The organism is Streptomyces sp. NPDC024017 (assembly GCF_040638895.1).
Taxonomy (GTDB): Bacteria; Actinomycetota; Actinomycetes; order Streptomycetales; family Streptomycetaceae; genus Streptomyces.
Genome location: NZ_JBEZYZ010000002.1, coordinates 531768 through 552115 on the forward strand (window position 1 = coordinate 531768; position 20348 = coordinate 552115).

Below are 20348 nucleotides of genomic sequence, written 5' to 3' on the forward strand. Positions count from 1 at the left end.
TGCAAGCCGTTCGGGTCAGTGCAAGGAGGAGAACGCGAACGTGGACGCCGAGCTGACCAACCGGAGCCGGGACGCGATCAACGCTGCCAGCAACCGGGCCGTGACCGAGGGACACCCCGACCTCACGCCCGCCCATCTGCTGCTCGCGCTGCTCCAGGGCCAGGACAACGAGAACATCACCGACCTGCTCGCCGCGGTCGACGCCGACCAGGCCGCCGTACGCGCCGGGGCCGAGCGCGTGCTCGCCGGGCTGCCGAGCGTGACCGGGTCGACCGTCGCGCCGCCCCAGCCCAACCGCGAGATGCTCGCCGTCGTCGCCGACGCGCAGGCTCGCGCCAAGGACCTGGGGGACGAGTACCTCTCCACGGAGCACCTCCTCATCGCCCTCGCCGCGAAGGGCGGCGCGGCCGGCGAGGTGCTGTCCCAGCAGGGGGCCGACGCCAAGAAGCTCCAGGCCGCCTTCCAGAAGACGCGAGGCCAGCGCAGGGTGACCACCGCAGACCCCGAGGGCCAGTACAAGGCCCTGGAGAAGTTCGGGACCGACTTCACCGCCGCCGCGCGGGAAGGGCGGCTCGACCCCGTCATCGGGCGGGACCAGGAGATCCGGCGGGTCGTGCAGGTGCTGTCCCGGCGGACCAAGAACAACCCCGTGCTCATCGGTGAGCCCGGAGTCGGCAAGACCGCCGTCGTCGAGGGGCTCGCCCAGCGGATCGTGAAGGGTGACGTGCCCGAGTCGCTGAAGGACAAGCGGCTCGTCGCGCTCGACCTGGGGGCCATGGTCGCGGGCGCGAAGTACCGGGGCGAGTTCGAGGAGCGGCTGAAGACCGTCCTCGCCGAGATCAAGGACTCCGACGGGCAGATCATCACCTTCATCGACGAGCTGCACACCGTCGTCGGGGCCGGTGCCGGCGGTGACTCCGCCATGGACGCCGGGAACATGCTGAAGCCCATGCTGGCCCGCGGCGAGCTGCGCATGGTCGGTGCCACCACGCTCGACGAGTACCGCGAGCGGATCGAGAAGGACCCCGCCCTGGAGCGGCGCTTCCAGCAGGTGCTGGTCGCCGAGCCGAGCGTCGAGGACTCCATCGCGATCCTGCGCGGGCTCAAGGGCCGCTACGAGGCCCACCACAAGGTGCAGATCGCCGACAGCGCGCTGGTCGCCGCCGCGAGCCTGTCCGACCGGTACATCACCTCCCGCTTCCTGCCCGACAAGGCCATCGACCTCGTCGACGAGGCGGCCTCGCGGCTGCGCATGGAGATCGACTCCTCGCCCGTCGAGATCGACGAACTCCAGCGCGCCGTCGACCGGCTGAAGATGGAGGAGCTCGCGATCGGCAAGGAGACCGACGCGGCCTCCCGTGAGCGCCTGGAGAAGCTGCGCCGCGACCTCGCCGACAAGGAGGAGGAGCTGCGCGGCCTCACCGCCCGCTGGGAGAAGGAGAAGCAGTCCCTCAACCGCGTCGGTGAGCTGAAGGAACGCCTCGACGAGATCCGCGGCCAGGCCGAACGCGCCCAGCGCGACGGCGACTTCGACACCGCCTCCAAGCTGCTCTACGGCGAGATCCCCGCCCTGGAGAAGGAGTTGGAGGCCGCCTCGGAGGCCGAGGAGGAGGTCGCCAAGGACACCATGGTCAAGGAGGAGGTCGGCTCCGACGACATCGCCGACGTCGTCGCCTCCTGGACCGGCATCCCCGCCGGGCGGCTGCTGGAGGGCGAGACGCAGAAGCTGCTGCGCATGGAGGACGAGATCGGCAAGCGGCTCATCGGCCAGACCGAGGCCGTGCGCGCGGTGTCCGACGCCGTACGCCGCAGCCGCGCCGGGATCTCCGACCCCGACCGGCCCACCGGCTCCTTCCTCTTCCTCGGCCCGACCGGTGTCGGCAAGACCGAACTGGCCAAGGCCCTCGCCGACTTCCTCTTCGACGACGAGCGGGCGATGGTCCGCATCGACATGTCGGAGTACAGCGAGAAGCACAGCGTGGCCCGGCTGGTCGGCGCCCCGCCCGGATACGTCGGCTACGAGGAGGGCGGCCAGCTCACCGAGGCCGTGCGCAGGCGGCCGTACTCCGTCGTCCTGCTGGACGAGGTGGAGAAGGCCCACCCCGAGGTCTTCGACATCCTGCTCCAGGTGCTGGACGACGGGCGCCTGACCGACGGGCAGGGCCGTACGGTCGACTTCCGCAACACCATCCTGGTGCTGACGTCGAACCTCGGCAGCCAGTTCCTCGTCGACCCGATCACCAGCGAGCAGGAGAAGAAGGAGCAGGTCCTGGAGGTGGTGCGGACCTCCTTCAAGCCGGAGTTCCTCAACCGCCTGGACGACCTGGTCGTCTTCGCCGCGCTGACCAAGCCCGAGCTGGAGCGCATCGCGAAGCTCCAGCTGGAGCGCCTGGCCAAGCGGCTCGCCGAGCGGCGCCTCACCCTGGACATCACGCCCGAGGCCCTGGCCTGGCTCGCGGAGGAGGGCATGGACCCGGCGTACGGCGCCCGGCCGCTGCGGCGGCTCGTCCAGTCCGCGATCGGCGACCGGCTCGCCAAGGAGATCCTGTCCGGGGAGATCAAGGACGGCGACACGGTCCGGGTGGACCGCTTCGAGGACGGACTGCTGGTCGGGCCCGGGACGGGCAAGACGCTGTAGGACGTCACATCGTGAACGCCGAGAAGCGCACCAGCGCCGTCTCGGCGTTCTCGTACTCCACCCTCACCTGGACCACATGCGCCTCCGCCGTGCCGGGCAGGCCGTTCTCGTGGGTCACGTCGAGGCAGAGCGCCCCGCAGGAGCCGCCGCCCGTGCGCGCCTTCGGGGCGTTCGGGTACGTCGCGCGCAGCCAGTCGCGGACGTCCTCGCGCGGCATCCGCAGCACTGCCGAGTACGCGGTGTCGATGCCCCGCTGCACGGTGCAGTCGTGGGCGCGGGCGTTCGCGGGGCGCTCGGCGGCGCCGAAGGCCAGGGCCTCGGCACAGGGGACCGTCGCCCTCGCGCCCGCACGGGTGGCGTCTTCGTCGTCCGACCAGGCCCACAGGAACAGGCCGATGATCAGGACGCCGAGCACCACCACCGGCAGTGCCAGAAACGGCAGGACGATGCCCCACCGGGTATGGCCCCTGTCCGCTGCCCGCATGTGCACCGTCCCCTCCGTCGGCTGCTCAGGAGGACGGTTCCGGGTACCCGGAGGTTGCAGTTGACCGGATCGTGTCAGCCCAGGGCTGACAGGGTCTGTCGGGGCTTGCCACCCCCCTCCCCGCATGGGGGAGGATGGCGGAATCCGTACGAAGGGAAATTCACGGTGACCATCGACCCGTCCTCGATTCCGAACTTCGGGGGCCAGCCCGAGCCGCAGCCCGGCGGCCCGGCCGGCCCCGTCGTCCCGGATCAGGACCTCGTGAAGCAGCTCCTCGACCAGATGGAGCTCAAGTACGTCGTCGACGACGAGGGTGACCTCGCGGCGCCGTGGGAGCAGTTCCGCACCTACTTCATGTTCCGGGGAGAGGGAGACCAGCAGGTCTTCTCCGTGCGGACGTTCTACGACCGGCCCCACGAGATCGAGGCGAAGCCGCAGATCCTCGAGTCGATCGACGACTGGAACCGCCGGACCCTGTGGCCCAAGGTCTACAGCCACACGCACGACGACGGCACGGTCCGCCTGATCGGCGAGGCCCAGATGCTGATCGGCATGGGCGTCAGCCTGGAGCACTTCGTCTCCTCGACGGTCAGCTGGGTGCGCGCCGCGATCGAGTTCGACAAGTGGCTTGTCGAGCAGCTCGGTATTGAAGAGGAGATCAACGAAGCGGAGAAGCCCGAGGACGAGGAGTAGACCCTCAGCCGGCCCCGCAGCGGCGCGTCGGCGCGTACGAGCAGGTACGCGCTGTACGCGCCGTTTGTCTTTCGCACACGGACGGACCCGGCCCTGCGCCGTTGTTTCCGGTGAGTAGAGTGATCGGCTGACTGAAGATCGCAAAGAAGGGGGCAAGGGGTGCGCCGGTTACTGGGCGTAGCGGTTTTGATTGCGGGGGCAGGTCTCGCGTTCTGGTTGGTCTTGGGTCCTTCAGCCGATTGGGAGGGCGGTGCGAGGTTCGCACGTTTCGCCCTGTTGCTGAGCTGCTTCCTGGTGATCGGCGGTGGCGTGCGGTTGATCTACCCCGACAAATCCAAGGACGAGCCGAGCGAGATCGCCGGATAATCCCGCACACCGACCGGCCAGGGTGCGGGCCCAGACGGGTGATGTCCTGGCCGGACGAGGTGGCCGACGTCGGCGAGCGGGAGACCTGCTCACCGCCTCGGCGGATCCTCACCGCGGCCCGAGGTGCGGAGGAGTACGGATGCCGAACTCGCGACGGAGGGCTGACAGCGCGGCAAGGTAACCCGACATACCGTGAACGCTCGGGCCGGGTGGCGTTGACGCAGAGCACATGTAGACACCGGTCAGCGGTGTGCGGTACGGATCGAAACGTGGAACAGGGCGCATGACGGACTGCCAGAGAGTCATCGCGCCTGCTCCGATGTCCCCGCCCACATAATTCGGGTTGTAGGCCTGATACTCGGCACCGCTGATCCCTCGTCGATGGATCACCGTGTCGGCGAATCCGGGCGCGTAGCGCTCGATGCACGCCGTGACCATCGCAGTCGGGTCCACCGCGTCACCGTTGGGGACGTGTGCGTAGGCCCACACAGGTCGTCGCCCCGGTTTGGCGCGGCTCGGATCGGCCGAGGCGGGGTCGACCAGCAGAACGAACGGTTTCTCAGGTCGGATGCCGGCGGCAGCCTTCGTCTCGGCTTCGAACATCTCTGCCTGGGTTCCCCCCAGATGAACGGTTGCGGCTTGCCCCACGTCAGGGTTGGCCCAGGGAATCGGCTCAGAGACGAGGAAGTCCACCTTGGCCGCTGCCGGCCCGTACCGGAATCGCGCCAGGCCTCGCCGGTAACCGGCCGGAAGCCGGTCACCCGCTATCTCCGTGAACGTCTTGGGGCTTGTGTCGAGAAGCACCAGTTTCGCCCGGGGGAGTTCATCGAGGCTGGTCACGTGATGATCCGTGTGGAAGGTTCCGCCGTGGGCGGTGATGTCGTCGGCGAGCGCGTCGGCGATGCGAGCGCTGCCTCCCTCGGGGATCGGCCAGCCGCTGGCGTGCGCGAGGTGTCCGAGGAGCATGGCGACTGCGCCCGAGGCAAGGGAAGGAAGTCTGCCGACCGCGTGCGCCGCCACCCCGGTGAGGAGCGAGCGGGCTACCTCGGTACTGAAGCGGTGGGGCGCCAGCGCAGTGCCATGGGCAAGCAAGCGGGAACCCAGGAGCGCTGGGACGGCAAGGCTCCTCGGGAGTCCTCGTTGCCCCGACAGGACAAAGTCGACCAGTTCCTGGGAGTGGTTGACCAGCGGCTGCATGAGACGACGCCAGCGCTCACCGTCCGGACCGAGATGGGCGCAGGTCGCTTCCAGATCCCGGTGAGCAAGGCCGGCGAGTCCGTTTTTCAGAGGGTGAGCGTAGCTGATGGATGGATACAGCATGTTCACCCCCCGGGACGCCAGGTCGAACTGACGAAAAAAAGGGGACACAACGGCCATAGGGTGAACGGCGGAACAGATGTCGTGTTCTATCTCGGCATCGAAGAGTGGCTCCGTCCGCAGCCCGCCTCCGATGGTTGTGCGGGCCTCGTACAAGGCAACCTTGAGGCCCGCCCGCCCGAGAGTGACCGCAGCGGCAAGGCCATTCGGGCCGGTTCCAACCACAATCGCATCGTGTTCCATGCGTCCTCCCAAAATTTTCCACTCAGAGCCGACGGAACTTGGAACCACCCGACGGCAAAAGTCATCCGCGGCGACTTTATGCGGGCACCTGACCTCATGCCACAGCGACAACAGGTGCAGACCGATGCGGCCGCCGGGCGGGGACTTCCGGAACGTCTAATTCCAGGCCGCTGTGATGATCATCACGTGACCGCTCCTTGAGATGCCTGCGTCAATCTCCATAAGATCATCAGGAATCGCGACGAGCGCCGGGAATCACCTTGCAAAAACAGGTTGACATACGGAGCGCGTGTCGCGAGGAATCTTCCGACTTCGTCGGAGGGCTGATTCGTCCACGGGGGGCGAGCGGTCGAAGATGCCTGACCAGCTTCTTCAAACATGCCGCTATTGATGTCTGACCAACATCTCGGGTGTACCGCTGCTCTCCCCTCAGGCGATCAGGCAGTAAACAATAGAGGGGAAAACATGAAGAAGAAGAATGCCGCTGCCGTCATCGGCGTGGCCATTGCCGGCACGTTCTTGACCGTGTCGATGCAGGGTTCCGCTCAGGCCTCCACGCCGCCGCAGGCGACCGGGGCCCTGAGTGCTCAGGCCACCACCGAGGACGCTCCGAAGGCGCCTCAGGCCCGTGCTGCCGGCCGTGCTGCCGCGGCTGCCGGCCGTGCTGCCGCTCGGGCCACCGTTCACGCGCGGGCCGCTGCGGGATCCCTCGCGAACCAGGCGGGGCAGGTTGCCAACAACTTCAGCCTGTTCGCCCCGCCTGCCAAGGTGTCGGGTGACGGTGCCTCCGCTGCGGCGACTGTTTTCGACAGGTGACAATGCGCCATCGGCGCATCCAGAGGGCGGCACTGTTGGCTGGTGCCGCCCTCCTGGGCGCCCACTTCTCCATCGCGGCGTTCTCTCAGGCGCCACTCAGCCCAGCCAAGATTCAGCTGCATGGAGTTATCAGCGGCTATCTGGAGCCGTACTTCACGCAGAACTGGAGTCTGTTCGCTCCTGATCCGACGAAAGACGACCAAGGGATAGTTGTGCGCGCGAAGTGCGCCGACGGTGCGGTCACGGATTACTACGATGTGACCGGCCCCTTGATCAAGGAGACCCAGGAAGACCGATTCTTCCCCTCTCGTACGGTGCGGCTCGTAAGCAACGGGCTCAATCAGCTCAACGATTCGGATGACCTGTTGTGGCGTCTCCGTCAGAAGCAGAAAGAGGAGAACGGCGAAGGCTCAGAGGCGAAGGGCGGAAAGGATAAGCGTGACATCCCTCTGACGCCCTACGAGAAGAGCCAGCACAAGGACGCCGAGCGCTCCTTGTCTCGTTTCGCGCTGACCCGGATAAACAACGTCTGCCCGGATGGTGCGGGCCCGACCGCTGTCCAGGCGCGCATGTACATCAAGAAACTTCCTCCGTGGTCTCAGCGAAAGAACGCACAAGCGAAGAGCACGCTGGACATTTACGACTTGCCGTGGAAAAAGGCGGTTGAACTGCAGTGAGCATCAGGAAGACGATTGACTCAGCTGCCAGTCGACCCGTCGCCGCACTGGGAGTTTCAGGAACCCGTGCACTGCTGGGCTTCGTCGGGCTCATGTACTACCTGAGCCACTACGGCGATCGGAGCTACCTCTTCGGCCCGGGAGCCGATTCGGTCCTGCCGCACCGCCTCTTCCTCGAACAAATCCAGGAGAAGGGAAGCTTCAGCCTCTACGCCTGGAGCACGTCCGAAGTCTGGTTCGAAGCGGTCTTCCACCTCGGCGTGCTCGCCGCCCTGGCTGTGACCGTAGGAGTGGGAGGCAGAGCGGTTCTCGCGGCGCACGGGATCCTCCTCTGGTCGCTCTACGAACGGCAGTCGGCCTTCCTGGACGGGGGAGACAACCTCGCCCAACTCGTGATTCCGTTTCTGCTCCTGACGAACTGCTACCAGAACTTCTCGTTCTCGAGCGGAGTCGCCGACCGTGTCGTCGGACGACTCCCAGGGAGCGTGCGCGCACTCGGTGTTCCGCTGCACAACCTCGGAGTAGTGGCGATCGCCGTACAGATGTGTCTCGTGTACGTGGTGAGTGGTCTGTACAAGGTGCAGGGAGATGTGTGGCAGGACGGCACCGCGCTCTTCTACATCATGCGCGTTCCCGAGTTCGAGCTGCCAGGTTTGTCCAACCTCGTCTACAACAACGACCTACTCGTCTTTCTCGGCACCTACAGCACCACTTTGTTCCTGGTGTACTTCCCCATGGGGATCCTGGTGCCCAGCTTGCGCCCGTGGACTGCGGCGGCCTCCATCGCGTTCCATGTATCCATCGGCGTGTTCATGGGCCTCACCGCGTTCGCCCTGACGATGATCGCGTGCGACCTCATCTTCCTCTCCTCTGCGCTGTCCCGCGCGCGCCAGAGGGCACGGACCCTCCGCGAACGCTGGACACAGAAGCAGCCCGGGAGCATCCCGACGGTCACCGACCAGGACGCACCGGAAAGTGACACCCCGGCCCCTGCCCCCGTTCCCCAAGCTGCGAGGTGAGGGCCATGCGCAGCGTCCCCACCTGCATCATCGGCAGCTCCCACACCGCTCCGATCGTCACCGGCAAACACGATCCCGACAAGTACGCAGAGGTGGGCTCCTTCACCAAGGTCATCACTGGAACCATCCTGCAGCAGCTGGCCAAGCAGGGTGTCCTCACGGTTGACGACCCCGTCGAACGATGGCTCGACGTCCCGTCAGGAACCGGCATCACCCTGCGCCACCTCGCCGAGCACACCTCGGGTCTGCCTCGCCTGCCCCCGGGCACCTCTCGCCTCGACCCGTACCGGAATTTCACTGCTGACCGGCTGCGCCAACTGCTCACCGGTTTCGACCGGCTCACCGAGGGTCCCGCCGGGGAGCACGAGGAGTACTCGAACTTCGGCTACGCGGTGCTCGGGGCGGCACTGACCGCAGCAACGGGGCAGGAATACGACGAGCTCGTAGCCGTGCACGTACTGTCCCCGCTCGGCCTGCCGCCAGAGGCCATGACTGCCCGACCGCCACAGCACAGCAGCTTGCTGCCGACCGGATGGTTCGGCCGCAGGGTGAAACCGTGGACCATGACGGGAGCCATCTTGCCCGCAGGCGGCCTGTGGGCGAGCCCCCGCACGCTGTCACGTGTGCTGACCGGCCTCGTACTCGACCGTTCGCTCGGGGAACCCGGCCTCGGATGGCAACGTTCGGGGCCACTGCCCCTGATCTGGCACAACGGAGCGACAGGCACGGCGTCTTGCTTTGCCGGCGCCGTGCCTGACGGCCGCTGGACGGTGGTCCACCGCCTGAGCGGTTCGCCCGACGCGACGGACCGCACCGGCCTGGAATACCTACGCACAGCGCACTCCCAGTGAATCGAGAAGGGGTCACGATGCATGCACATATCCGAGCTGCTGTCATAACGGGCATCAGCGCCGTCCTGCTCGGCACGGCGGCCTCGGCTGTCGCCACAGAGAGCGCCGGAGCGTCGGGTCCTGTCCCCTGGTCGGCCCAGTACGCCACCGCTTCCGCCTCGGGTGAGCGGTGGACCGAAGGGACAGGCCCGACTCCGACCCTGGTGATCAAAGGGAAGCTGTCGAACTCCGCCGAGGGTTGCTACTCGCTGTGGACGAAGTTCCATGCCGACCTCGTGCCGGGCGTTCCACGCAAGCAGGCAGAGCTGTGCGGTCCGGGCAGTGTCCCCGTCGAGGTGCGGCGGTCCTACTCGTTCACGACCACCGGCAGCCTCACCGTGTGCAAGGGCACACAGAACACCAATCAGTGCGGCCCCTGGCAGAGTGTGACTTCATGGCCTGTCACCAAGCCGACGGGGTGACGTCAGCGAGACACTAAAACCGGCTGGGAGTTCAAGCGTCGAGACACAGTTCCGCCCATACGGTCTTGCCCACCGGGCGGCGGGACACCGACCCCCAGCGCTCGGCCAGGGCGTCCACCAGGAGCAGCCCCCGGCCGGACTCACCATCGGGAGACGACGAGGGCGCGGCCGTGGGCAGCCGCTTCGCGGAGGCGGCGTCCGCGACCTCGACACGCAGCACGCCCGCGGCCCGGTCCAGAGCGAGCCGGAGACCGAACTCCCGGCCGGGAACCCGACCGTGCTGTACGGCGTTCGCCGCGAGTTCGCCGACGACGAGAGCGACCGCGCAGGAGACGTCCGACGCCGGCGGGTGGCCCCGTTCCCCCATCCATCGGACGGCGTGACGCCGGGCGAGCTGCGCACCGCGCGGGGAGGAGGGGAACTGCAGCGAGAGCGAATGGAGTTCACGCTGCGGCATGTCTCCCGAGGTGGCGGTTTCTGTCAACACGGCCTGTCCGTCCCTTTCCGTCAGCTCGAGCTGCTCCGTTGCGCACACGAGTCATCACGTTCCGTGCTCAAGAGTCGGCCGATCGTCCTACGCTCGACAGAGGGCACAGCCTTACTTGTGCAGCCGTAAGGAACGGAAGTGATGCCTTGGCCAACGGAATTGACCCCAGTGCGTCGATGGCCGCACTGTTCGGTGCGCGGGTGCGCAGGCTCCGGACGGCGGCGGGGCTGACGCAGGCCGAGCTGGGCGACCGGACGCATGTGGTGAGCACGCGGATCACGCAGATCGAGCGCGCGTCCGGAGCGAAGCCGACGCTGGATCTGGCGCGTGCGCTGGACGCGGCACTCGGTGCGGAGGATCTGCTGGTGGAGCTGTGGCCTTATGTGTACCGGGAGGCGTTTCCGGACTGGTCGCGGAAGTTCATGGAGTACGCGGAGCGGGCGGTGGCCGTCCGGCAGTATGCGGCTCACGTGGTTCCGGGACTGTTGCAGACCGAGGACTACGCCCGGGCGGTACTCAGCCTGGACGCCCTGCTGGACAGTGAAGAGCAACTGGAGGAGCGCGTCGCAGCCCGTATGGGACGGCAGGATCGGCTGAGTTCGCCCGAACGGCCAGAGCTGTGGGTGGTCCTGGATGAGGCAGTACTGAGGCGTCCGATCGGCGGCCAGGCCGTGATGCGGAAGCAGTTGGCGCGTCTGCTCGACGCTTCGATGGAGCGGCATATCGCCGTACAGGTACTGCCGTTCGACCAGGGCGGACACGAGGCAATGGGCGGTTCGCTGACGATCCTGACCCTGCCGGACGGCTCAGAGATGGCCTACACCGAGGGCGCGGACTATGGCCAGCTCATCGAGGAACCGGTCAACGTCGGTCGCTACAAGGTGATTTACGATCGGCTGCGGGCGGCAGCCCTGCCCCCGGTCACGTCACTCGACATGATCCGGTCCACGATGGAGGGCGACTACCGTGGCTCGAATGTCCCGTCCCGATCTGAACGACGCCGCCTGGCGCAAGAGCAGTTACAGCAATCAGGCGGGCGGCGACTGCGTGGAGGTGGCCGACGGATTCCGGGCCGTCGTCCCCGTCCGTGACAGCAAGGCCCCGGCCGGTCCGACGCTGTGCTTCGAAGCCGCCTCCTGGGCCGCCTTCATAGGCGAGTTGAAGGCCGCACCGGGCCCTTGTCCGCGAGGGTCCGGTAGGCCACTGACCTCCTGAAAGAACCGGGGAAAGAACTACCCACCCACCCACCCTCCCGGCGCCGGAAGGCGGGCGTCACCCGTCCGAGTGACCGGCTTGCGGGGGCGGGTAACGGGCCGTTACGTTCGCCGCGACAACCGCAAACAGATACGGCCCCCGGCCGGGACGGCAATCCCGAACGAGGGCCTGACCGATCAGGAAGAACGCACTTCCCGATGGCTGACCCGCAGTCTAACGCGCGCCTGCGCGCCGACGCCGGAGCTCCGACTACCGGCGTGATCCACGTACGCACCCGCCTCACGGCCGACTTCACGGTGATCTCCAACGCCCTCGCCCAGCGACGCGGCAGCGCGGTCACGATCGGCGTCGCGGCGTACATCGCCTCGATGCCCGACGGCTCCCCCGTGACCATCACCGCTCTGTGCGAGCACTTCAGCGAGGGCGAGATCCTCATCTCGCGAGCGCTCAGAGAACTCGAATCGGCCGGATACCTGGAACGCCGCCGCGAACGCACGCCCACCGGGCAGGTACGCACCCGGACGTACTTCTACGACGTAGCGCGCGGCGAGGGCCCGGACGATCCGCCCGAGCCGCCGAAGCCCCGGCCACGGAAGCGGCTCACTGTCCCGGAAGCCCGACGGGAGGCGGCGCCCGCTCCCGCTCCTGAGGAGCCCGGCAGCCCGGCGCCCGCCCTCGCCGACGCCGACGCCGAGGCGGTCGCCGTACTGACCGCCCTGCGCCGGGTCGACCCCCGCCTGGTCCTGTCCGCGCAGGAGGCCGCCCGCCTGGCACCGGCCGTCGCCGAGTGGCTGGCGGCCGGTGTCGGGCCGCGGGAGATCACGGAGCTGCTGACCGTACGGCTCCCCGACCGTTTCCGGGCCCGCCCGGCAAGCGTCCTGGCCTTCCGCCTCCGGGAAACGCCGCTGCCGGTGCCGCCTCCGCCCCCGCTTCCCCCGAGCGTCGAGCGCCCGGCCGTACTGCCCTTCCAGACCTGCGACGGCTGCGAGCGCGCCTTCCGCGCCCCGGGGCCCGGACACTGCCGGAGCTGCCGGGACCGACTCGCCGGGGAATGCCTGCGTGCGGCGGGCTGAGCCGGTGGGCGGGTGTGCCGTTCGCCCCTGGGTGGCAGGCTTGATGTGCGACGATGCGAAACGCGGAACCGGACAATACGGCAGGAGGAGGTGGGGCATGGTCGACAGGTTCAAGGACGGACTTCTGACTCCCGCCGAAACCGCCTCCTACCTGGAGATCCCGCAGTCGACGCTCCATTCCTGGCTGAAGGGCAGGGCTGCCGGGGCGCCCCTGGTCCATCAGGTCGAGCCGCTGCGCAAGGGGCAGCCCTCGGTGCCGTTCATCGCGGTCGCCGAGGCTCACGTCCTCCGGTCGCTGCGCTCCCTCGGGCTTCGGATGAGTGAGATCAGGGAAGCCGCCGGCGCCGTACGGGACGCCTTCGCGACTCCGTACGGTCTCGTGTCGAAGCGGATCGCGACGGACGGCGTGGACATCTTCGTCGAGCATGGCCTCGGGGATCTCCGCAGGGCCCGAGACGGTCAGGCGCCCATCCACGAGGTGGTCTCCGACTACCTCCGCTACCTGAACTGGGAACCCGACGACGACTTCCCCTCCAGCCTGCGGCTGAGGCAGTACCCGGACTCCGTACCCGTCGTGATCGACCCGAGGTTCGGACACGGGACGCCCGTCGTGGCCGCGAACCGTGTCGCGGTCAAGGCCATCACCGACCTCTGGGAGGCCGGTGAGAGCGTCGAGGACATCGCGTACGACTTCGACATGACGCCCGAGCAGGTTGACGAGCTGTGCCGGGCAGTGGTGCGCCTTGCCGCCTGAGTTCTTCCTCGACCGCAATCTCGGACGTCGTGTCGCGGAGGGGTTGAGGGCGTGCGGCTGGATCGTTCACCGCATCGGTGACGTCTTCCCCGACGACGGACAGGACGTCGCCGATGAGGAGTGGATCGCGCACGGTCTCGACCAGTCATGGGTGCCGCTTTCGAAGGACGGCCGGATCAAGAGCCGGGATCTGGAGATCCGACCCGTCCTTGAGCGTGAGGCTGTGCTGTTCTACCTCGACAACCAGCAGTTGCGCAGTGTCGAGATGGTCGAACGGCTCGAGGCCCACCGTGAGGCGATCCACCGTGCAGTGAGCAGGGGCGGTCCTGCCGCCTACGCGGTACGACAAGACCGCATCGAGCGCACCTGGCCGGCCTGACCGTCCGTCGCCGGTCGGGCCGGCCAGGTGCGCCTAGAGCGCCGCGCTGAGCCGCTTCACGGCCTCCTCCAGCACCCCCGTCCGCTTGCAGAACGCGAATCGTACGAACGGGGCGCCCTCCTCGCGGTGGTCGTAGAAGACCGCGTTGGGGATGGCGACGACCCCGGCGCGTTCCGGCAGGGCGCGGCAGAAGGCGAAGCCGTCGTTCTCGCCGAGGGGGCGGATGTCGGTGGTGATGAAGTAGGTGCCCGAGGGGCGGAAGACCCGGAACCCGGCCTCCGTCAGGCCCGCCGCCAGCAGGTCCCGCTTGGCCAGCATGTCGGCGCGGAAGTCCGTGAAGTACGACTCGGGCAGCGAGAGGGCCTCGGCGACGGCGTACTGGAACGGGCCCGCCGAGACGTACGTCAGGTACTGCTTCGCCGAGCGCACCGCCGTGACCAGCGCCGGGGCCGCCGTCACCCAGCCGACCTTCCAGCCGGTGAAGGAGAACGTCTTGCCGCTGCTGGAGATGGTGACCGTCCGCTCGCGCATCCCCGGGAACGTCGCCAGCGGCACGTGCTCGGCGTCGTCGAAGACCAGGTGCTCGTACACCTCGTCCGTCACCACCAGCAGGTCCCGCTCCACCGCGAGCTCGGCGATCGCGGCCAGCTCCGCGCGGGTGAGGACCGTGCCGGTCGGGTTGTGCGGGGTGTTGATCAGCAGCAGCCGGGTGCGGTCGGTGACGGCGTCGCGCAGCTCGTCCAGGTCGAGGCGGAAGCGGCCCTCCTCCGCGTGCGCCCGCAGGGTGACCGGGACCCGGCGCCCGCCGGCCATGGCGATGCACGCCGCGTAGGAGTCGTAGTACGGCTCCAGGGCGATCACCTCGTCGCCGGGCTCCACCAGGGCCAGCAGGGCGGCGGCGATGGCCTCCGTGGCGCCGGCGGTGACCAGGACCTCCGTGTCGGGGTCGTAGGCCAGGCCGTAGCGGCGCTGCTGGTGGGCGGTGATCGCGGTGCGCAGCTCGGGGACGCCGGGCCCCGGCGGGTACTGGTTGCCGCGGCCGTCCCGCAGGGCCCGCACGGCGGCCTCCCTGATCTCCTCGGGGCCGTCGGTGTCGGGGAAGCCCTGCCCGAGGTTGATGGCGCCGGTGCTCAGGGCCAGGGCGGACATCTCGGCGAAGATCGTCGTCCCGAACTCGGCGAGCCGGCGGTTCAGGAGGGGGCGCGCGCTGGAGGTCATGCCGGTCATCCTGCGCCGAAGCTCTGGAGTTCCTCAACTCTGCTTTGGGTCGCTCGGGGGGCGGGCATCACCGCCTCACGCAAGAGCGAGGCGCCCACGGGGGGCCGCTTCGGGGGAAACGAAAGGAGGGTGACGCCATGGTCGTCGGCATCATCCTGGCGGTGGTCGGAGTCGTCCTGGTCGGGGCGCTGGTCTCCAAGGGCCGCAGGAACTCTTCCGGACGGACGACGCGTCGCGGGGCGTGGGCGTCCAGCGGTTCGAGCGGCAGCAGCGGCAGCTGGTGGGCCGGCGGGGGAGACTCCGGCTCCTCCGGCGGCGGCTCGTCCTGCGGAGGCGGGTCGTCCTGCGGAGGTGGTGGCGGTGGCTGCGGTGGCGGAGGCAGCTGACTGACGTCGGCCGTCCTCACGACGGGGAAGCCGCACCCACCGAACGCGGGGTCCGCACCTGGGCGGGCCCCGCGTCGCCGTGTGCGGAGTTCTCGGACAGACGACCCGTCGAATGTCTGTCGGGCGATTTCGGGTGGATCCTGGCAATATCCCCTGCCTGTAGGACAACTCCCGCCGCGCGAGCCCCGGCCCGGGCAGTACCTCCGGCAATTGCGGGCGTCAAAAGGTCATTTCGGGAGCAGGTCCCGACTCCAGGCTCCCGTCCGTCCCAGCTCCGGGCGTGGGCCGCGGCGCACCGGCGCACGCCTCCCCGGCACGGGCGCACGCCGTAGTTGAACAGGTGAGCTGTGGAGCCCTCTGAGGGATGGAAACCCTACGAACTTGGGTAAAAACGCTGTGGCAGCGCCACCGTTCATGATTCCCTCTAAGCCACCGACGCAGCCCCCCGGACGTCCTGCGGACACATCCTCCTGAAACCGGCCGACCGGCTTGCGTCGGGCCGACCTCCCCCGGTGCGACCGGGGCGCAGCGGACCCACCTCCCTCTCCTTGTGTGCTTGCGGAGCCTGATCCATGCTCACGACCCTGAACACCTCCTACACCGATACGCGCGCGGCCGATCTCGCGTGGGCCCTGGGGCGCGAGCCGCTTCCCGCACTGGCCGCGCTCGACCTCGAACTGGCGGACACCAAACTGCAGTTGCGGCTCCTGGGCGCATCCCACCAGGTCCTGCTGGAGGAGGAGCGGGGCATCTGCTCCGAGACGGTGGCCTGCATCGCGGGCAGCAGCACCCCGCTTCCGCTCGGCGTCGCCAAGCGGGTGGACGACTGGGAGTACGAGTTCGCGGCCCGGGTCGAGGTCCTCTCGCCCGGCTCCTTCGCGGGCCGCGCCCAGGAGTTGCTGGCCCTCGTCTCCGACCATCCGCACGGCCTCGTCGGCGTCTTCCCCGGCAGCCCGTACGCCTTCACGGCCCTGCTCGCCCAGCACCACGAGGGGCAGGTGCACTGGCGGACCTGGCACGCCTACCCGCAGGACGGGCAGTTGGTGGCGACCCGCACGAAGGTGGGGGTGCGGGTGCCGGCGGCGGTCTCCCTCAACTGACCCCGGCCGACTGCTGCCCGGCCCACCGAACCGCATGCGGCGAACCGAATCTCGTACCGTTCTCCGGCCTCTGTAAACCAGCACCACACGTGTGGGTGACGAACCGCAGTCGGGGCGTGACGTAACGTCGCAGGGTGATCGAGCCGCACGCGCCCGCCCCGCCCGGTTGCCCGCCGTCCTGGAGCGCCCCGGGCGGCCCCGGCGCCCCGGCGCGACTGCCCGTGCGGCCCGGCACCGGACGGTTCCTGGTCCTGGCGGGCGTGTTCGTCTGCGCGGCCTGCGGACTCGTGTACGAACTGGAACTCGTCGCGCTCGCCTCGTACTTGATGGGCGACTCCGTCACGCAGGCGTCCGTCGTGCTGTCCGTCATGGTCTTCGCGATGGGCATCGGCTCCCTCGCCGCGAAGCGGCTGCGCCCGCTCGCCGCGGCCGGCTTCGGTGCCGTCGAGGCCACCCTCGCGCTCGTCGGAGGGTGCAGCGCGATGGCCCTGTACGCCGTGTTCGCCTGGACCGGCGACTGGGGCGGATGGTGGGCCGACGGGCCGCGCTGCCTGCTGGTTGCCTTCTCCCTCGCCACCGGGCTGCTCATCGGCGCCGAGATCCCGCTGCTCATGGAACTGATCCAGCGCATCCGCCGCCAGGACGCGGGCGGCGCGGTGGCCGACCTGTCCGCCGCCGACTACGTCGGTGCCCTCGTCGGCGGCCTCGCCTTCCCCTTCCTTCTGCTGCCGTTCCTCGGGCAGTTGACCGGAGCGCTGCTCACCGGCGCCGTCAACGCGGTCGTCGGCGGTGCGCTGGTCCTCGGCCTCTTCCGCCGCGACCTGACCCGGCGCGCCCGCTGGCTGCTGCTGACCGGCAACGCCCTCGTCCTCGCGACCCTCGCCTCGGCAGCCCTCCTGGTCGACGACTTCGAACGGGCCGCACGGCAGGCGGTGTACGGCGGGGACGTCCGCGTGGCGCTCCAGACCGGGGTGCAGGAGGTCGTGCTCACCGGCGGCACGCACGGGCGGCCCCTCGACCTGTTCCTCGACGGCCGGCTGCGGGTCAGCGGACGCGACGAGCTGCGCTACCACGAGGCCCTCGTCCACCCCGCGATGAGCGGGCCGCACGCGCGCGTGCTGATCCTCGGCGGCGGGGACGGCCTCGCCACCCGCGAGGTGCTGCGCCACCCCGGAGTGGACCGGGTCGACGTCGTCGAACTCGACGCGGAGGTGGTCCGGCTGGCCCGCACCGACCCGGCCCTGTCCGCGCTGAACCGGCACGCGTTCGGCGACCCGCGCGTGCGGGTGACGGCCGAGGACGCCTTCGGCTGGCTGCGCGGAGCCACCCCGGCGACGTACGACGTGGTCGTCTCCGACCTGCCGGACCCGGGCCTCACGGCGAGTACGAAGCTGTACTCGCAGGAGTTCTACGGCCTCACGCGGCGCGTGCTGGCCCCCGGCGGCCGGCTCGTGGTGCACGCCGGGCCGGTCGCGGACGGCCCCCGGGCGTACTGGACGGTCGAGGCGACACTGCGCGCGGCAGGCCTCCGCACCGCCCCGTACGGCACGGGCAGCGGCCACACCGGTTTCGCCGCCGGGCCGGGCCGCACCCCCGCCGACCGCGCCCGGGCGCCCCGGAGCTGGGGTTTCGTCCTGGCCGCCCGCACCGACCCGCGGCTGCGGCTCGACCCGGACGGTCCGCGGCCGAGTGTCCTCACACAGGCGTCCCTGGCCGCGGGGGAACGGGCGGCGCGCAGGACGCGGATCGGGGGGCTGCCGGCGTCGACGCTGGTGCACCCGCGGTACTGAGAGTCCGGCGTCGGGCGGGCCCGGAGGATACGCCTGGTGGGGGTGGATCGGGGGTGAATCCCTCAGGCGGGGGTGCGTTTCGGGCTGTGCTGGGTAGAGTCCGTCGACATGGAGCACGAGGTGTTCGTTCCGGTTCCGGCCGAGCGGCTCAGGGAGGCACTGGACGACCCCGCGCGGGTCGCCCGGGCTGTTCCCGGGCTCCAGCAGGACGCCGGCGCCGAGCCCGTCGCCGGGCGGCTGAAGATCCGGGTCGGCAGCCACTCCGTCACCTACCGGGGTGCCGTACGGGTGTCCCGGCGGGACGACCGGGCGTACGCCGTCGAGGGCGAGGCGGAGGAGTCGCGCGGCAGCGGCTCGGTCAAGCTCGCCCTGCGGATCACCCTGCGCGAGGCCGAGGACGGCTGCACGGTCGTGTACGACGGCACGGCGTCCGCGGACGGACGGATCAAGGACCTCCCCGCGGACGCGGTGGAGGGTGCGGTCACCCGGCTGCTGAACCGTTTCGCGGAGCAGCTGGCCGCGGCGGCACCGGACGCGGGCGACGAGGCGCCGCCGCCCCCGGTGGGGGCCGGCGAGGGCGCCGGGGCAGAGGCCGAGGAGAAGGCCCCTGCCGACCCCGGTCTCACCGAGGAACCCCCGGCCCCCGGACGCCCCTCCGCCTTCGGCGCCGACGTCCCGCCCGCCTCTCTCGGACCCGAGGACGAGGAGGACGAGGAGGACATCGCCGAGGCGGCGCACGCACGGCGGACCATGATCGGGCGCAGCGCCGAGGAAGTGGACCACGCGCCGCCGCGCGGCCGGTACGCCCCCGTGCCCGCGCCGCAGACCGTGACGCCCCCGGGCCCGCTGCGCTGGGCAGCCCCGGCGGCCGCGCTGGCGCTGGCATCGGCCGTCGTGGCGGTCCGGGCCCTGCGCAGACGCCGCTGAGCCGCTCGGCATCCGGACCTGCCCGCCTCCCGAGCGGACATGGCCGAAGCACCCCGTAACCGGTGAGGCCCTCTTGATCACCGCAGTAGGGTCGTCCCGTGAGTGACGAAGACATCACGCTGACCGCGGGTGACGCGGAGGTGACCGTGCAGCCGGGCAACGGCGGCCGGGTCGGAGGACTGCGGATCGGCGGCGTCGAACTGCTCCGCCAGGGTGAGCGGTTCGGGTGCTTCCCGATGGTGCCGTGGTGCGGCCGGATCCGGGACGGACGGTTCCTGGACGGCGCCGCGGTGCGGCAGATGCCCCTCAACGCCCCGCCCCACGCCATCCACGGCACCGTCCGCGACGGCGCCTGGCGCGTCGCCCGCAGGAGCACGGACGAGGCCGTCCTCACGTACGAGCTCGTCGACCCCTGGCCCCACCCGGGCCTCGTCACCCAGATCGTCGCCCTCACCGAGGACGCCCTGACGCTGACCATGTCCGTCGAGACGTACGAGTCGTCCTTCCCGGCGCAGATCGGCTGGCACCCCTGGTTCAACCGGAACCTCGGCGGCGAGGACGTGACCCTCGACTTCGCCCCCGCCTGGCAGGAGGAGCGCGGCGAGGACCACCTGCCCACCGGCAACCGCCTCGACCCGAAGCCCGGCCCCTGGGACGACTGCTTCGGCATGCCCGGCGGCGTCGAGGCGACCCTGACCTGGCCCGGTCAGCTGGAGCTGAAGGTGACCAGCCGCCAGGAGTGGGTCGTCGTCTACGACGAGCAGGAGGCGGCCGTGTGCGTGGAGCCGCAGACCGGCCCGCCCAACGGGCTCAACACCATGCCGCACCTGGTCACGCCCCTGGAACCGCTGGAGGCCGGGACGACCTGGAGCTGGCGCCGCCTCTAAGCTGGGCGCCATGACGGACACTCGTGGCGCGCTGCTGCAGCAGATCAAGGACAAGGCCGTGGTGCACGGCAAGGTGACCCTGTCGTCGGGTCTGGAAGCCGACTACTACGTCGACCTGCGGCGCATCACGCTCGACGGCGAGGCCGCCCCGCTGGTGGGCCAGGTGCTGCTGGACCTGACCTCCGAGCTGGACTTCGACGCCGTCGGCGGCCTGACCATGGGCGCCGACCCGGTCGCCGCCGCCATGCTGCACGCGGCCGCCGCGCGCGGGAAGCGCCTGGACGCCTTCGTCGTGCGCAAGGCCGCCAAGGCGCACGGCCTGCAGCGCCGCGTCGAGGGCCCGGACATCGCGGGCCGCCGCGTGCTGGTCGTCGAGGACACCTCCACCACCGGCGGCTCCCCGCTCACCGCCGTCGAGGCCGTGCGCGAGGCCGGGGCCGAGGTCGTCGCCGTCGCGACCATCGTCGACCGGGCGACCGGCGCCGCCGAGAAGATCCAGGAGGGGGCCGGAGTGCCGTATGTCTTCGCCTTCTCGAAGGACGAGCTGGGCCTCGACTGACCAGGGCG

At 69.7% G+C, this 20348-nt stretch carries 21 protein-coding genes; 17 read left to right on the plus strand and 4 right to left on the minus strand.

Features of this window, described 5'->3' with window-relative positions; genetic code table 11:
* Positions 1–40: 40 nt before the first annotated feature.
* Complete coding sequence (gene clpB, locus AB0G20_RS07205) at positions 41–2638, plus strand: ATP-dependent chaperone ClpB (protein ID WP_361297067.1); 2598 nt, start codon at positions 41–43, stop codon at positions 2636–2638.
* Between the two features lie 4 nt (positions 2639–2642).
* Here clpB and AB0G20_RS07210 read toward each other — a convergent pair whose 3' ends face one another.
* Complete coding sequence (locus AB0G20_RS07210; protein ID WP_361297070.1) at positions 2643–3122, minus strand: hypothetical protein; 480 nt, start codon at positions 3120–3122, stop codon at positions 2643–2645.
* Positions 3123–3287: 165 nt separating this feature from the next.
* Here AB0G20_RS07210 and AB0G20_RS07215 point away from each other — a divergent pair, with 165 nt between their 5' ends.
* Positions 3288–3815 carry a YbjN domain-containing protein gene (locus AB0G20_RS07215; RefSeq protein ID WP_031106386.1) on the plus strand — a complete coding sequence of 176 codons (528 nt, stop codon included), beginning with the start codon at positions 3288–3290 and terminating at the stop codon, positions 3813–3815.
* Positions 3816–4289: 474 nt separating this feature from the next.
* Here the strand turns inward: AB0G20_RS07215 and AB0G20_RS07220 are convergent, their stop codons facing one another.
* Positions 4290–5741, minus strand: coding sequence for an NAD(P)/FAD-dependent oxidoreductase (locus AB0G20_RS07220; RefSeq protein ID WP_361297073.1), 1452 nt, complete (start codon positions 5739–5741; stop codon positions 4290–4292).
* A gap of 465 nt (positions 5742–6206) precedes the next feature.
* Here AB0G20_RS07220 and AB0G20_RS07225 point away from each other — a divergent pair, with 465 nt between their 5' ends.
* From AB0G20_RS07225 to AB0G20_RS07240, 4 genes are read left to right on the plus strand one after another with little or no spacing between them, the layout of a single operon-like run.
* The gene (locus AB0G20_RS07225) at positions 6207–6557 is read left to right on the plus strand and encodes a hypothetical protein (RefSeq protein WP_184848189.1); all 351 of its coding nucleotides are present in this window, start codon (positions 6207–6209) and stop codon (positions 6555–6557) included.
* Positions 6558–6559: 2 nt separating this feature from the next.
* On the plus strand, positions 6560–7234 hold the full coding sequence (locus AB0G20_RS07230; RefSeq protein ID WP_361297077.1) for a DUF5819 family protein: 675 nt from the start codon (positions 6560–6562) through the stop codon (positions 7232–7234).
* Positions 7231–8253, plus strand: coding sequence for an HTTM domain-containing protein (locus tag AB0G20_RS07235; RefSeq protein ID WP_361297080.1), 1023 nt, complete (start codon positions 7231–7233; stop codon positions 8251–8253). The genes AB0G20_RS07230 and AB0G20_RS07235 overlap by 4 nt, the downstream gene beginning before the upstream one ends.
* A 5-nt stretch (positions 8254–8258) precedes the next feature.
* Positions 8259–9104, plus strand: a complete 846-nt coding sequence (locus tag AB0G20_RS07240; protein ID WP_361297083.1) for a serine hydrolase domain-containing protein — start codon at positions 8259–8261, stop codon at positions 9102–9104.
* Between the two features lie 492 nt (positions 9105–9596).
* Here the strand turns inward: AB0G20_RS07240 and AB0G20_RS07245 are convergent, their stop codons facing one another.
* On the minus strand, positions 9597–10022 hold the full coding sequence (locus AB0G20_RS07245) for an ATP-binding protein (protein ID WP_361297086.1): 426 nt from the start codon (positions 10020–10022) through the stop codon (positions 9597–9599).
* Positions 10023–10228: 206 nt separating this feature from the next.
* Between AB0G20_RS07245 and AB0G20_RS07250 the strand changes: the two genes are divergently transcribed.
* The 5 genes from AB0G20_RS07250 (at position 10229) to AB0G20_RS07270 (ending at position 13473) form a co-directional block, all read left to right on the plus strand.
* Positions 10229–11143, plus strand: coding sequence for a helix-turn-helix transcriptional regulator (locus tag AB0G20_RS07250; protein ID WP_361297089.1), 915 nt, complete (start codon positions 10229–10231; stop codon positions 11141–11143).
* On the plus strand, positions 11028–11267 hold the full coding sequence (locus tag AB0G20_RS07255) for a DUF397 domain-containing protein (RefSeq protein WP_361297092.1): 240 nt from the start codon (positions 11028–11030) through the stop codon (positions 11265–11267). The genes AB0G20_RS07250 and AB0G20_RS07255 overlap by 116 nt, the downstream gene beginning before the upstream one ends.
* A gap of 197 nt (positions 11268–11464) precedes the next feature.
* Positions 11465–12340, plus strand: a complete 876-nt coding sequence (locus AB0G20_RS07260; RefSeq protein WP_361297095.1) for a hypothetical protein — start codon at positions 11465–11467, stop codon at positions 12338–12340.
* Positions 12341–12437: 97 nt separating this feature from the next.
* Positions 12438–13094, plus strand: a complete 657-nt coding sequence (locus tag AB0G20_RS07265) for a DUF433 domain-containing protein (protein ID WP_361297098.1) — start codon at positions 12438–12440, stop codon at positions 13092–13094.
* Positions 13084–13473, plus strand: coding sequence for a toxin-antitoxin system, toxin component, PIN family protein (locus tag AB0G20_RS07270; RefSeq protein ID WP_328412345.1), 390 nt, complete (start codon positions 13084–13086; stop codon positions 13471–13473). The genes AB0G20_RS07265 and AB0G20_RS07270 overlap by 11 nt, the downstream gene beginning before the upstream one ends.
* A gap of 33 nt (positions 13474–13506) precedes the next feature.
* Here the strand turns inward: AB0G20_RS07270 and AB0G20_RS07275 are convergent, their stop codons facing one another.
* The gene (locus AB0G20_RS07275) at positions 13507–14700 is read right to left on the minus strand and encodes a pyridoxal phosphate-dependent aminotransferase (protein ID WP_361297102.1); all 1194 of its coding nucleotides are present in this window, start codon (positions 14698–14700) and stop codon (positions 13507–13509) included.
* Positions 14701–14828: 128 nt separating this feature from the next.
* Here AB0G20_RS07275 and AB0G20_RS07280 point away from each other — a divergent pair, with 128 nt between their 5' ends.
* The 6 genes from AB0G20_RS07280 to pyrE all read left to right on the plus strand — a co-directional run bounded on the left by AB0G20_RS07280 (position 14829) and on the right by pyrE (position 20340).
* Positions 14829–15077, plus strand: a complete 249-nt coding sequence (locus AB0G20_RS07280) for a hypothetical protein (RefSeq protein ID WP_361297105.1) — start codon at positions 14829–14831, stop codon at positions 15075–15077.
* 572 nt (positions 15078–15649) lie between these two features.
* Positions 15650–16177 (plus strand): DUF2617 family protein, encoded by a 528-nt coding sequence (locus tag AB0G20_RS07285; protein WP_361297108.1) that lies wholly within the window; start codon positions 15650–15652, stop codon positions 16175–16177.
* A 134-nt stretch (positions 16178–16311) separates the two neighbouring features.
* Entirely contained in the window at positions 16312–17967 is a 1656-nt protein-coding gene (locus AB0G20_RS07290) for a polyamine aminopropyltransferase (protein ID WP_361297111.1), read from the plus strand.
* Positions 17968–18075: 108 nt separating this feature from the next.
* The gene (locus AB0G20_RS07295) at positions 18076–18894 is read left to right on the plus strand and encodes an SRPBCC domain-containing protein (protein ID WP_361297114.1); all 819 of its coding nucleotides are present in this window, start codon (positions 18076–18078) and stop codon (positions 18892–18894) included.
* Positions 18895–18992: 98 nt separating this feature from the next.
* Positions 18993–19781, plus strand: a complete 789-nt coding sequence (locus AB0G20_RS07300) for an aldose 1-epimerase (protein WP_361297117.1) — start codon at positions 18993–18995, stop codon at positions 19779–19781.
* 10 nt (positions 19782–19791) lie between these two features.
* Entirely contained in the window at positions 19792–20340 is a 549-nt protein-coding gene (gene pyrE / locus AB0G20_RS07305) for an orotate phosphoribosyltransferase (protein WP_361297120.1), read from the plus strand.
* Positions 20341–20348 lie beyond the last annotated feature (8 nt).

Excerpts from the sequence above, each read along its gene's own strand:
- AB0G20_RS07295 (WP_361297114.1), top strand. The coding sequence starts at position 18,076 with ATGGAGCACGAGGTGTTCGTTCCGGTTCCGGCCGAGCGGCTCAGGGAG.
- AB0G20_RS07250 (WP_361297089.1), top strand. The coding sequence starts at position 10,229 with ATGGCCGCACTGTTCGGTGCGCGGGTGCGCAGGCTCCGGACGGCGGCG.
- AB0G20_RS07220 (WP_361297073.1), bottom strand. The coding sequence starts at position 5,741 with ATGGAACACGATGCGATTGTGGTTGGAACCGGCCCGAATGGCCTTGCC.
- AB0G20_RS07255 (WP_361297092.1), top strand. The coding sequence starts at position 11,028 with ATGTCCCGTCCCGATCTGAACGACGCCGCCTGGCGCAAGAGCAGTTAC.
- AB0G20_RS07225 (WP_184848189.1), top strand. The coding sequence starts at position 6,207 with ATGAAGAAGAAGAATGCCGCTGCCGTCATCGGCGTGGCCATTGCCGGC.
- AB0G20_RS07260 (WP_361297095.1), top strand. The coding sequence starts at position 11,465 with ATGGCTGACCCGCAGTCTAACGCGCGCCTGCGCGCCGACGCCGGAGCT.
- AB0G20_RS07285 (WP_361297108.1), top strand. The coding sequence starts at position 15,650 with ATGCTCACGACCCTGAACACCTCCTACACCGATACGCGCGCGGCCGAT.
- AB0G20_RS07245 (WP_361297086.1), bottom strand. The coding sequence starts at position 10,022 with ATGCCGCAGCGTGAACTCCATTCGCTCTCGCTGCAGTTCCCCTCCTCC.
- AB0G20_RS07210 (WP_361297070.1), bottom strand. The coding sequence starts at position 3,122 with ATGCGGGCAGCGGACAGGGGCCATACCCGGTGGGGCATCGTCCTGCCG.
- AB0G20_RS07230 (WP_361297077.1), top strand. The coding sequence starts at position 6,560 with ATGCGCCATCGGCGCATCCAGAGGGCGGCACTGTTGGCTGGTGCCGCC.
- AB0G20_RS07265 (WP_361297098.1), top strand. The coding sequence starts at position 12,438 with ATGGTCGACAGGTTCAAGGACGGACTTCTGACTCCCGCCGAAACCGCC.
- AB0G20_RS07240 (WP_361297083.1), top strand. The coding sequence starts at position 8,259 with ATGCGCAGCGTCCCCACCTGCATCATCGGCAGCTCCCACACCGCTCCG.
- AB0G20_RS07280 (WP_361297105.1), top strand. The coding sequence starts at position 14,829 with ATGGTCGTCGGCATCATCCTGGCGGTGGTCGGAGTCGTCCTGGTCGGG.
- AB0G20_RS07275 (WP_361297102.1), bottom strand. The coding sequence starts at position 14,700 with ATGACCGGCATGACCTCCAGCGCGCGCCCCCTCCTGAACCGCCGGCTC.
- pyrE (WP_361297120.1), top strand. The coding sequence starts at position 19,792 with ATGACGGACACTCGTGGCGCGCTGCTGCAGCAGATCAAGGACAAGGCC.